The sequence below is a fragment of the Luteolibacter rhizosphaerae genome (assembly GCF_025950095.1).
Classification (GTDB): domain Bacteria; phylum Verrucomicrobiota; class Verrucomicrobiia; order Verrucomicrobiales; family Akkermansiaceae; genus Haloferula; species Haloferula rhizosphaerae.
Genome location: NZ_JAPDDR010000004.1, coordinates 107,252 through 119,162 on the forward strand (window position 1 = coordinate 107,252; position 11,911 = coordinate 119,162).

11 protein-coding genes are annotated in these 11,911 nt (G+C 63.5%); 8 read left to right on the forward strand and 3 right to left on the reverse strand.

Translation table 11 applies throughout. The annotated features are described in order from the left end of the window. Window positions 1-10: 10 nt before the first annotated feature. Genes OJ996_RS08655 through OJ996_RS08665 form a run of 3 tightly spaced genes read right to left on the reverse strand, consistent with a single transcriptional unit; the run spans window position 11 to window position 1,873 of the window. Window positions 11-388 (reverse strand): hypothetical protein, encoded by a 378-nt coding sequence (locus OJ996_RS08655; RefSeq protein ID WP_264513149.1) that lies wholly within the window; start codon window positions 386-388, stop codon window positions 11-13. Next, window positions 385-954: an RNA polymerase sigma factor gene (locus OJ996_RS08660; protein WP_264513150.1), complete on the reverse strand. Its 570-nt coding sequence runs from the start codon at window positions 952-954 to the stop codon at window positions 385-387. Before OJ996_RS08660 ends, OJ996_RS08655 begins: the two co-directional genes overlap by 4 nt. Window positions 955-988: 34 nt before the next feature. After that, window positions 989-1,873 carry a hypothetical protein gene (locus OJ996_RS08665; RefSeq protein ID WP_264513151.1) on the reverse strand — a complete coding sequence of 295 codons (885 nt, stop codon included), beginning with the start codon at window positions 1,871-1,873 and terminating at the stop codon, window positions 989-991. Window positions 1,874-1,998: 125 nt separating this feature from the next. Here OJ996_RS08665 and OJ996_RS08670 point away from each other — a divergent pair, with 125 nt between their 5' ends. The 8 genes from OJ996_RS08670 (at window position 1,999) to OJ996_RS08705 (ending at window position 11,870) form a co-directional block, all read left to right on the forward strand. Further along, window positions 1,999-4,011 (forward strand): sensor histidine kinase, encoded by a 2,013-nt coding sequence (locus OJ996_RS08670; RefSeq protein WP_264513152.1) that lies wholly within the window; start codon window positions 1,999-2,001, stop codon window positions 4,009-4,011. Continuing rightward, the gene (locus tag OJ996_RS08675) at window positions 4,008-4,625 is read left to right on the forward strand and encodes a response regulator (RefSeq protein WP_264513153.1); all 618 of its coding nucleotides are present in this window, start codon (window positions 4,008-4,010) and stop codon (window positions 4,623-4,625) included. Before OJ996_RS08670 ends, OJ996_RS08675 begins: the two co-directional genes overlap by 4 nt. Before the next feature lie 143 nt (window positions 4,626-4,768). After that, on the forward strand, window positions 4,769-6,796 hold the full coding sequence (locus tag OJ996_RS08680; protein ID WP_264513154.1) for a putative Ig domain-containing protein: 2,028 nt from the start codon (window positions 4,769-4,771) through the stop codon (window positions 6,794-6,796). 236 nt (window positions 6,797-7,032) lie between these two features. Continuing rightward, window positions 7,033-7,440 (forward strand): hypothetical protein, encoded by a 408-nt coding sequence (locus OJ996_RS08685; RefSeq protein WP_264513155.1) that lies wholly within the window; start codon window positions 7,033-7,035, stop codon window positions 7,438-7,440. Between the two features lie 110 nt (window positions 7,441-7,550). Next, a complete protein-coding gene (locus OJ996_RS08690; protein ID WP_264513156.1) occupies window positions 7,551-8,033 on the forward strand; it encodes a hypothetical protein in 483 nt (160 codons plus the stop codon). A gap of 483 nt (window positions 8,034-8,516) precedes the next feature. Then, complete coding sequence (locus tag OJ996_RS08695) at window positions 8,517-9,263, forward strand: HAD family hydrolase (RefSeq protein WP_264513157.1); 747 nt, start codon at window positions 8,517-8,519, stop codon at window positions 9,261-9,263. Beyond that, the gene (locus OJ996_RS08700; protein ID WP_264513158.1) at window positions 9,247-10,542 is read left to right on the forward strand and encodes a glycosyltransferase; all 1,296 of its coding nucleotides are present in this window, start codon (window positions 9,247-9,249) and stop codon (window positions 10,540-10,542) included. Before OJ996_RS08695 ends, OJ996_RS08700 begins: the two co-directional genes overlap by 17 nt. Before the next feature lie 29 nt (window positions 10,543-10,571). Continuing rightward, window positions 10,572-11,870: an amylo-alpha-1,6-glucosidase gene (locus OJ996_RS08705; protein WP_264513159.1), complete on the forward strand. Its 1,299-nt coding sequence runs from the start codon at window positions 10,572-10,574 to the stop codon at window positions 11,868-11,870. The last annotated feature ends 41 nt before the right edge of the window (window positions 11,871-11,911 follow it).

The following is an 11,911-nucleotide window of genomic DNA, read 5'->3' on the forward strand; positions in this document are numbered from 1 at the left end:
CCGAGCGTTCTCATTTCGCACTCGCGGAGGGTAAACAATCGATCAGGAAACGTCCGGCGCGACGGGCATCACGGGTGAGTGCCAGGCTTTCGCGTTTCAGCGGGTTCACCTCGGTCGCGGGGTTGGTCTCTTCCTCTGGCTCATTTTGTTGCACCACCTGAGGCTTGGATGCAGGGGCTGGTTGCGGGGATTGATTGTCGATCAGCACGATGACCGCTGCGATGGCTGCCGGTGCGACGAACCAGATCCAGCGGCGTTCCGGCACCGGCCTTTGCCTGCGGTCCAGATCACGCAGGATTCTGCTCTCCAAGCCCGGCGGGGCGTTAGCCTCCGGCTTCTGGCCGCGCAGCAGCGCGCCGATCTCGTCATGGGCGTCGTGGTGCTTCATGGCATGCTTCCTTGAGGTTCGGGCAGGGGCGGGGGATGTGCAAGCCCGGCGGTGCTGCGGGCGCGTTCGGCCAAAAGCTTGCGGGCGCGATGAAGGATCACCTTCACGGCGCCTTCGCGTTTGCCCAAGATCGTGGCGACTTCCTTCAGCGGCAGTTCCTCGCGATAGTGCAACCAGAGCGCGCTGTAGGATTCCGGGGGAAGTTCACGTCGGGCCAGTTCCCACAAACGCAGGGCCGCGCTGGTGGGTTCGCTTGTTTCGGCTTCGGGAATGTTCTCCGGCAGCGGCTTCTTTTTGCGCAGTGCGGCGATGGAGAGACGTCGTCCGATCGTGAAGAGCCAGGGGAGAAGGGGCTGGGCCGGGTCGTAGCGGTGGATCTTGTCCCAGGCCCGCAGGAAGGTTTCCTGCGTGAGATCCTCCGCATCCTGCCGCTGCTTCGTGAGCGTCAGCAGGAAGGCGAAGACGCGGGCGTGATAGCGCTTCACGAGCATGCCGAATGCCGCCGAGGATCCGTCCCGCGCGAGTCGCGCGAGCACCGGATCCTCGTGGCTGTCGTGATGGTTCAAAGCGTGGCAGTGTGGCGGGAATCCGCCGTAGATGTCACTTCTTCTCGTCCGCGGCCTTTTTCATCAGGCCCAGCCATTCGCCCACGGGCAGGCTGAGCGTCGCGGCGATTCCGGGTTTGTCGGGCATCGCGGCGATGTCGCATTTCAGGTCCAGCCCTTCGAGCTTGGGGTCGGCCACTTCGGCGAAAGCGATCACGCCATCGAGCATGCGGCGCATGCGATCGGCGGCGGCGGCATCGGCGGCTTCCACCCCCGCACGCACGTTGAAGCGTCCGGCGGTTTCGGATACCGCCAGCTTCAGGCCGCGCGCCATCTTCAGGATCCGCGCCGCATCCGCAGGCAATTCGATGCCAGCCAGCCGGGCCCGTCCGCAGATCAGGGGCTTGGAGCCATCTGCCGTGAAGAAGGCGTCGGCACTGCCCGGGGCACCACCTTTCAGGGTATCGAGCGCTCCCTTCAGCAGCGTCTCCTGACGGCTGAAGACCAGCAGGCTTTCGCTGGCAAAGGCCGCGTGTTGCGTCGTGCCCTTGTCCTTCCAGGTGTGCACCTTCACTCCGGAATAGTCGCTGGAGGAATAGTCATCCGCACTCTTCACCACTTCTTCCATGTGGGCCTTGTCGAAGGTGCCGTCGATGAGCACCACGGCGTGGTCTTTCTTCCCATCGCCATAGAGCGTCACGTCGCGCAGGTCGCTCACCGGGTGGATCGAGAACATGCGCTTGAAGGCGCGGAGATGATCGCCGTGCTTGTTCTCGATCTCGGCGAAGACCGCCTTGCCGGTCTCGCTGCCGCGCATGGAGTCCAGATCGGCATGGAGCAGCCATTCGGCATTGGAGGGGATCTCGGCGGGGTTGAGCTCACCTGCGCGGAGCGGTGCCGCCAGGGCGAAGAGGCAGAGGATAGCGTTTCGAGTCTTCATGGAGGATTGGGGTATCTGCAACGGGGTACGCAGAGCGCGGGCGCAAAGGTTACAGGAATCGCGAATTCGTGTGGTGTCTCACTGGATTCTTGCGGCGCGAGGGAATCGGCGCTGTGAGTGGCAGGGTGCCCGCCCTCCTCCTGCGCCTCCTGCTCGCTCTGGCGATGCTGGCTTGCTCGCAGGGGAATGAAGTCCTCACGAGTGCCGATTCCATTCGCGAGCTGGCACCCGAGGAAGCGGCGAAGGGCTTGGAGGTGAAGCTCGAGGGCGTGATCACCTTTGCCAACGAGCCGGCGATCACGCTGTTCATCCACGATGGCAGCGGTGGGGTCTTCATCGAGCAGCCTCCGGAAGGAGGTGACAACTGGCCGCGCACCGGAGACCGGGTGGAAGTGACCGGTGTCACGGGTGCGGGCCTCTTCGCCCCGGTGATCCGGGGTGTCGATGGCAAGGCTCCGGAAATCCGGGTGCTCGGGCACGATGCCCTGCCTGAACCCCGGCCGGTGAGCGGCAGGGAACTCGCCCGACCGGAGATGGACTGCGAGTGGGTCAGTGTGGAGGCCCAGGTGAGGGAGGTCTTCATGAACGATGGCGACATCGTCTTCGAGTGCGAAGCGGGCCCCTGTGACTTCCATGTTTTGTTAGAGGGACCGCTGCCCCCGGAGTCGGTGCCTTGGGATCTGGCGGAGAGCTCCGTGCGAATCCGGGGCGTGGTGGCGACGATCTTCAACGGCCGCCGTCAGATGACCCGGCGCTTCATGCGGGTGAATGCGCTCCCCGACGTGGTGCCTCTGCAAGCGCCGGGCCTCGAGGCTCAGCCGCGACTGGTGAGAGCGGACGAGCTTTTCCGTCTGAAGGGGGCGGGAGGTGAGGATCTGGTTCAGGTCCGGGGCATCACCACGCTGGCCGTTCCGGGTCGCGGCCTTTTTCTTCGCACCGATGGCGGAGGGCTTTGGGTGCAGACGGCCCAGCCCATTGCGGCCAGACCCGGTGCGGAAGTCGAGGCCACGGGGTGGGCCCGTGCCGGAGCGATGAAACCGATCTTGCGGGCTCGTGCCGTGCGGGTGACGGGTGAGGGGAGTCCTCCGGAAGCGCTCGGCATGGAATCCCTGCAAGTGCTCAACGCCCGGCATGAATCCGAACTCGTATCGATCGAAGCCGAACTGCTCGATGTCTTCCGCGGCGAGGAAGGAACCACGATCGAACTGCGCGACCCCGGCATGATCTTCCGTGGCTTGCTGGCCGAGCATGATGGCGCGTTGCCGGATCTTGTCCCCGGTTCGCGGCTGCGTGTCACCGGCATCGCCCAGATCACCTCGGCGGGTGCCTTCTCGCCGCTGCAAGAGGAGGACAAGCTGTTGCTGCGGATGCGAGTACCGGCGGACGTGCAGGTGCTGGCCCTGCCTCCCTGGTGGACCACGCGCCGGGTGATCATGGCCGCCGCCGCCATCATCGCGGGCATGTTGGGGATCTATGCTCTGGTGCGGGCGAAGCGCCTGCGTGAACAAGAGACGCAGCGCCGCGAGTTCGAGGCGGTGCTGGCCGAGCGCGGTCGCTTCGCGCGTGAGATCCATGATTCGCTGGCGCAAGGACTGACCTCGATTTCGCTGCAACTCGAGTGCGTGCGCGACGAGGTTGGGGCCGATGCCTCGCGGGCACGCCATCACTTGGAGACAGCGCGTGGTCTGGTAAGGGATAGCCTGCGTGAGGCCCGCCGGACGGTGTGGAACCTCCGGCCTCTCGCGCTCGGTGAAGCGGATCTGGCCACCGCGCTCCAGCAGTTCGCCCAGGATCTCACCCGCGATGGCAAGGTCGCCAGCGCGCAGCAGATCGAAGGCACGCCGCGACCGCTGCCACCTGATCACGAGAGCGCCCTGCTGCGGATCGGCCAGGAGGCGATGACCAATGCCATCCGCCATGCTGCGCCCTCGAAGATCCTCGCCCGCCTGCGTTTCGGCAGTGATTGGGTCACGCTCTCGGTGATCGATGACGGCCGCGGCTTCGATGTCGCGGAGCGTGTGGGAAAAGGTTATGGCCTTACCGGCATGCACGAGCGTGTCGCCGCGTTGGGAGGAAGTCTCACGATCGACAGCATGCCCGGAGAGGGCACCGAAGTTTCAGCCACCTTGCCGACATGAAGAAGCCCATCCGTATCCTTCTGGCCGATGACCATCCGCCCTTGCGCGCGGGGCTTGCGGCGATCCTCAATGGCCAATCCGATTTCAAGGTCGTGGCGGAAGCGGGCAGCGGCGCGGAGGTGATGCGATCGGCTGAAGTGGCGGACGTCTACATCCTCGACCTGCGAATGCCGGATGGTGATGGCATCCAGACCATCCGCGATCTCATCGCGCGTGATTCCGCGACCCATGTCATGGTCCTTACCACCTACGATAACGAGGAAGATATCTTCCGCGCACTGGAGGCGGGTGCCCGCGGCTACCTGCTCAAGGACACCACCAGCGAGGAACTCGTAGCCGCGGTGCGGCAGATCCATGCCGGAGAGCGCTATCTCCCGCAGGCAGTCGCCGCACGCCTCGCCGATCGCTTGATCCGCCCCAATCTCACCCCGCGCGAACTGGATGTGCTGCGTCTCGTTTCGCGGGGGCGCACCAACAAGGAGATGGCCTCCGCCATGTTCATCTCGGAAGAGACGGTGAAGACGCACATGAAGTCGCTCTTCCAGAAGCTCGGCGTGCACGACCGGGCGGAAGCGGTGTCGGTGTCCTTGCAGCGAGGATTGATCCGGCTGTAGGCGCCTCCCTTAAACGGGGGAGACAAAAACCCCGTGTCCACGCCGTGGACGCGTGGGGGGCGAAGATATTGGATGATAGGTGAACCCTCCCGCCCTGCGGTCCGACCCGCCGCATGCGGTGAAACCCCATCCCTGGAAAATCCATGAAGCCCACCTCTCGCCGCATCTCTTGCGGTCTCCTCGCCTTGTCCCTGTTCTCCCTGATGGAGGCCCGCGCCGGTCTCATCGCGACTCTCGATGCCAGCTCGCTGGATGTCCTCCCGGACGCCACGGTCGTGCTCAACTATGTCGCTCCCCTGACCCAAGGCAGCGGGGCTGCAGAGATCACCGTGCCGGGCGCTTGGACCAATTCACTCACCATCAACTCAGCCGTGGTGCTGCAGGAGTTGAAAGCCTTCCAAGGCAACGGGCGCGTGAAGATGGATGTTTCCATGGCGGCCCCTCCCGCAGGCTGGTTCCAGATCCATGTCGCCTTCCAAGGCGACGGGCTCGGATGGACGCAGATCAATGATGTGATGGGCAGCGGCACCGCCTTCGATGGCACCATCGAACTCGATTTCTCGCAGCTCAATCTGGCCGGCGTGCCGGAGGCTCCGACTTGGGGGCAGATGATTCTCATGACGAACACCGGACAGCCGCACACCGTGAAGATCGACAACATCCGCGTGGTCTCTCCGGAAGCGCCCAAGCCCGCGGTCGCCTACGTCTTCGACACGACGACGGAAGGGTATGGCAAGCCGGCGGCTGCCTACTCGCCGCTCTTCGGTGGCTCGCTGGCGGTCACGTCTCCGGTCGATAGCTGGGAGTGGCACACGGACCGTTCCGGCATGGGGGTGGAGATGACGGCCAAGCTGCAAGAGGCGGCAACGAATGGCGGCCACTTCAGCGTGGATGTCTTCGGCCCCGCGGGTTCCCTCGCCGGGTTTACCTTCTCCGCCTTCATCCAGCCATGGAACACCTGGGCATGGTCGCAGACCGATCTCACCGTGGCGGCCCTGGCGGTGGAGCCGCTCGAAGGCGGGATGGAAGTGGCCCGGGTCCGGGTGCCGATCTCGGCCTTTGGCGCGACCCTGACCAGCCAGCCCGGCTACAACCACGGCTTCGGCTTCCAGCGCCCGCCGGGTACCACGATCTACTTCGACAACGTGATGGTCACGCCGTCCGCCTCCCGGAAGATCGACTTCGCCACAGGTCTGGAGAACTTCGTTCAGGAAGCTGGCAGCACCGTCGCCCACGTGGCAGCCCCCGGCAGCGGGGCCCTGCACATGGAGACGCCGGAGGACCCGGCATGGGGTGCCCGGGCATTCTTCAGCTCAGAGGCGGGGGGCAAGGTGGCGGAGATGCACGCCAGCCTGCAGAAGGCGGCGGTCACCGGCGGAACCCTGCGTTTCAAGATTTACGAGCCCTACCTCATCGACAAGACCGAGAACTTCACCGGCATGTATGTGAGTGTCGGACTCAATGGCACGGAGCCCCAGTTGCTCGAACCGCTCTGGGTGGGTGCGGATGAATTCACCGAAGGTGCTGCGGATGCCACGCCGCCGGGCTTCGTCCGGACGGTGAGCATCCCGCTCTATCCCGCGGGCTCCACACAGATCGATGGCTTCGTGTTGTCTCAAAACGCGGGCGTGTATGAATTCATGGTCGGCACAAACATGAGCGGTGCAGGGCTGGCAGGACTCTATCTCGACGATTTCGAGATCGTGGCTCCGGCTGATCCGGCGATCATCCATCTGCCCACCCTTCCTAACGGAAACGGTGGGATCATCGGGCGGGTGCTCACGAACTCGGAAGGGGATTGCAGCTACGCCGCCGTGAACCTGCCCCCCGGAGTGGTGATCAATCCAGCAACGGGACTCGTGACCGGTGCCCCGACTCAGGATGGCAACTACGAGATCACCTTCTCGGTGACCTCGGGGGGAGTTACCGCTTCCGAGTCGGTGGTTTGGGTCGTCAGTTCCGGCGCCAGCGGAGTCGTGATCACTTCGTTCACCCGTAGCGGGGGATCGGTCACGCTCACTTGGAGCGGTAGCACCGCGGTGACGGTGCAGCGCTCCACCACGATGACCGCCGGAAGCTGGGAGGCGATCAGCACCGCCGATGCGGATGGGACCCACACGGATTCCTCGCCACCGGCCGGTCGCGCCTTCTATCGGGTGCTGACGCCCTGATTCGTGTCATTCCTTGCTCCGGTTTTGCTAGCGGCTCCGTTCATCGGCGGAGCCGTTTTGCAAGAAAGCGGCTCATCCACACGGGCTGGGGTCCGGTTTTTTGGAGAAGGAAAGCAGAAGGAATGGTTTTCTAAAAAGTTCAGAACAATGAAGCTTGCAATGTTAGAGTATTTTGGGTTTTTCTAAGCGGCGTGATCGGGGGATCTAAATTTACAAGCGGACCGACTGTAGAGCTGATGGTGACACCGGCTTCCGTGTCGAAGGGCTTCAACTGGTCCGCGTCCCTGTTCGTTTTGGCTTCCGCGCTCCTCTTCGGAGGCGCCGCCGGCAATTGGTTCTCCACCGGTTTGGTTCAGGATTCCTTTCTTCTTCGTGGCTTGCAGCTTTCCACCGGCGCCCTTGTCATGGGAATGGTGGTTTCCTCGCTGGGATCCTTGATTTTCGGGCGTCATCCCATCCGCTGGGGTGTCGGCATGCCCTTTCTGGTCTACGTCGTCGGCAGCCTGACGGCTCTCGTTTCCGGTCGCGATGGCGCAATCAGCTTGCTATACGGCGCACCGCTTTTCCTCGGCCTAAGCTTCGCCGCCGGAGTCATGAGTGCTTTCCTGGTTGACGGGATCTCGTCCCGCATCTCCCGCGCCTAAACTTCTTCGAGGGACGAAGGGTCAGGTTTGACCGATATTTCGTGATTTTTGAAAATCGGGCCATCCGGCTGCGATTGGGAGCAGTGATGACCTCGAAGCTCCCCCTTCCCATGGACTTCTCCCAAGATCCCGAGCATGAGTCCTTCATGACGGGTTCGCGCGAATCCGATCATACGGATCGGGTCACGGAGGAACGGACGGTGACACGTCGTTCCCCGGGAATGTGGACCGGCTCGAAGGAAGGGATCCTGACCACAGTGATCGCCTTCGGCGGGGCTCTGCTTTTCGGGGGTGCGGCTGGCTCGTGGTTCGCGCCGGGGGATTCGGGCTGGCCGATGCAGGGTTTGGTGATGGCGCTAGGCTCCATCGCGATGGCCTTCGTGGTATCCCTCTGCGGATCTCTGTTCGTGAATCGCAACGCGATCTTCTGGGGCATGGGAATGCCATTGCTGGTCTACGTCACCGGCACCATTTTCGCCCTTCTCTCCGCCCACACCGGGGCCGGACTCTTTGTCTGGGGCGCACCGGTATTTCTTGGCTTGGCAGTCGCCGCCGGAGTGATGACGGCCTACGCCGTGGATCGCGCCGAGTAAGAGGCCGCCATCGGTGGCCTTTCTTCTTCCGACCTCTTGCGAAATGCAGGCGGCCGGATACGTGCGTTTACGCTCCCGCGATTGCGTGATGGTGGGAGGGGTAAAAATCGGACATCTTGTTCTCGTAAGCAACGCCGCAGCCCCCCACGCGACCGAGCCTGCAAATCCCCCCGACCGCCTCCCCCTAAGGCAGACATCCCCCCGAACCTCGTCTTCCCCCGGAGACGAAAATGCCCCCACGGAAACACCCGCCGCCCTCGTTCCCCCAACGGTGCCGGCGGGTTTTTCTTGCCCGGATTCATGCATTATAAAATCCGAGGATGCTCACAACTGTTTGTGAGTCAGTTTGCGGCGGAGGAGGGTGTGATTCTCTGTTGGCCTCTCCGGGATGGAGGTGCCACCCTGAAGGCCCTTGCACCGGTCCTGCCGGCGCCCCGGGTCCTGCGAGTGCGGGGCCGAGGGAACCAATCCCCGGAACAAAGAATGGAAGTACGAAGATCCTTCCCGTGGTTGCTAATCAGTGATGTGGATGACACCCTGCTCGGCGATGCAGGGGGGCTCGACGCCTTCTCCCGGGAGTGCATTGGGGTGCTTCTGGTGCTCAATTCGAGCCGACCGGCGGCGAGTGTGGAGAAAACCTTCGCAGACATTTCGAGTGGCCCTGAACTGGCGGGGCGCATCACCGGGATGGGAACGGAGGTTGAGATCGGCGGCCGGAAGCGGAGCGACTGGCAGGAGATGTTTGAGGGGTGGGAACGAGCTCCGGTGGACAGGCTGATGAAGCGGATGGGATTCCCGGCGCATGCGGCGGAGATGCAAACCGCGTTCAAGGCCAGCTTCGCGGTGCCGCGAAGCCGCTGGACGGAGGTGAGGAAAGCGGTGCTCGCGGGGTCTCCCGGGAGCAAAGTGATCTGCTCCGGAGAAGGCGACTTCGACGTGATACCGGCTGCGGCTGGCAAAGACCGGGCTGCACTATGGGTGGCAGGGGAACTAGGGATCCCGGCATCCCGCTGGGGAGTGGCTGGCGACTCCGCGAACGATTTGGCCGTCTTCCATGCTGCCCCGCGGGCGATCGCCGTGGGGAACGCGCGGCAGGAACTCCTGCGGAATGCGGATCCCGCGAAAACTTATCATGCAACTCGCTCCCACGCCTGGGGGCTGATCGAGGGGCTGAGGCGCTGGGGAGCGCTAGCACCCGATCTAACAGAAAATCATGGCAACGAAAACTAACGCACAGGGATCGATCCTGATGCTCTCCATCCACGGCTACGTTTCGGCGGAGCCCGAACTGGGCAAGCCGGATACGGGAGGCCAGGTGGTCTTCGTTCTGGAGTTGGCGAAGCGCTTCGCGCGACTGGGATACAAGGTGGACTTGGTGACCCGGAGATTTGGGAAGCAGCCGGAATTTGACCGGGTGAACCCGAACCTGCGGGTATGGCGCATTCCCTTCGGCGGGAAAGACTTCATCCGGAAGGAAGACATGCACGGCCAACTGAGGGACTTCGTCACGAACTTCCTTGCGGAAGCGGCAAGCCGCAAGCTGCGCTACGACGTGGTGAGCAGCCACTACTGGGATGCGGGCTGGGCCGGGCAACGGATCGCGGAAGAGTTGCGGATCCCGCATGTCCATACACCGCACTCGCTGGGTTCGTGGAAGAAGAAGGACATGAAAGGCTCGCGGGGCGAGGAGGAGCAGATCTACCGGTTCGCCGAGCGGATGGAGAAGGAGTTTCTGGTGTATCGGAACTGCGACCACATCATCGCGACGACCGAGCAGCAGGTGGAACTGATCCACGCGGACTACGGGATACCGCGCGAGCATGTGAGCCTGATCCCTCCGGGGATTGACGAGCAGCGCTTCACCCCGGCGCAGCCATCGCGGGTGGCGGAGATCCGCGAGCGGATCGGCTTCGCCGCGGACGATGTATATTGCGTGGGCCGGGCCGCGACGAACAAGGGGATCGACCTGCTGATCTCCGCGCTGCCAGCGCTGAGGAAGCTGGTGCCGAAGGCGCGGCTGCAACTGGCGATCGGGGCGGGGTCCGACCGGGACCGCGAACGGGTGACCAAATGGAAGGAACTGGCCCAGGAATTGGGCGTGGCAGCGCATGTCCGCTGGATCGGCTATGTGGCGGATGAAGAGATGGCGGACTACTACCGTGCCGCCGGAGTCTTCGCCCTGTCCTCGCGCTACGAGCCTTTCGGAATGACGGCGATCGAGGCGATGGCCTGCGGCACGCCGACAGTGGCAACCGTTCACGGAGGACTGCATGAAGCGGTGGAGTTCGGCACGCACGCGCTCTTCGCCGATCCGAAGAAGCCGGAAGAGTTCGCCGCGATCATGGGCATGCCACTGCGCTATGCGCGCCTGCGCGAGAAGCTCTCGCTAGAAGGCGCGCGATTCTCCCGCAGGCAGTTCGGGTGGACCGGTATTGCGCGGCGCACGCTGGCGGTCTTCGAGCGCTTCCGCGGGATCTATCAGATGCCGGAAGAACTCGCTGACGTTTGACTCATACCGGAGAGGCCCTAGGGGTAAGCATGCCGAGTATCTTGTTCCGACCGGAGGACTACCGTGCCTTGAGCCAGGAGGAGAGGGAACTGCTCTCCGAAGGCTACTTGCAGGCGATCTCGGTGGTGCGGAAAAACATCACACCGAAGGGCTTCAGTGCCTGCTCGCTGAAGGACAACACGGTCTACGGAACGGATGAGAACTATCGCTCGGTCTGGGCGCGTGACGGGGCTCTCACGGCCTTGTGGACGCTGGATCTGGAAGATGAGGACATCCGTCAGGCGCAGATCGACACCTTCGATACCCTGCTTTCGCTCCAAGCTCCGAACGGCCAGATCCCGGCGAACGTGAGGATCGACAGCGACGTGGCCGAATATGCCGGGGTAGGCGGGATCGCCAGCATCGACAGCGTGATGTGGATCATCATCGGGTTGGTGCACATCTGCGAGGCCCGCAATGACTGGTCGCTGGCGGAACGGCACGCGGAGAAGCTGCAGAAGGCGATGGACTGGCTGGCGGCGCATGACTCTAACAACTGCGGCCTGCTGGAGATTCCCGAGGCGAGCGACTGGGCGGACCTCTTCGGCTTCAGCTATCACGTGCTTTACGATGAGGTGCTGTGGTACCGGAGCATCGACTGCTATTCGCGCCTGTTGGACCGGCTGGGAAAGGGGGAGCAGGCGGAGGAGTATCGCAAGCAGGCGGTCTTCGTGCGGGAGAAATTCCTCCGCACCTTCTGGCCCACCACGGTGCGAGGGGAGGGGAATCCCGCCCTGAGCTTCACCGATACGCAATACTCGCTCGGTGACGCACGGTATCTGGTGGCGCAGGTATCACCCTTCAGCTTCAGCTGGCGCTGCGATGTTTGTGGTAACCTGTTAGCTTTTCTAACCGGGCTTCTGGCTCCCGAGCACGCGATGATGACCTTCCGCTTCCTCTGGGGTTGCGGGGTGAACGATCCGGGGCCGGTGAAGAATCTTTATCCCCCGGTGCAGGCTGGCGATCCGGAGTGGCGATCCTATTATACGGTGAACCTGCTGAATCTGCCGAACCACTATCACAACGGCGGCCTGTGGCCCTTCATCGGATCGATGTGGGTGCGCTTCATCCACCGGCTGGGGATGCCGGAACTCGCGCAGTGGGAACTGGTGAAGCTCGCACGGACCTGCCAGCTCGGGATGTCGCGCCCGTGGGAGTTCAACGAGTGGCACCATGGGGTGACCGGGAGACCGATGGGGAAGGCCTACCAAGCGTGGAGCGCGGCGGGATTCATCCGGGCCTGCCACGATCTGGAGGCGGTTCCGTCCTCGGTTTCTCACGCCATCTAAGGCTTTCGGGTCCGATCTTGCGCAGCCCTTGCGTCGGGGGC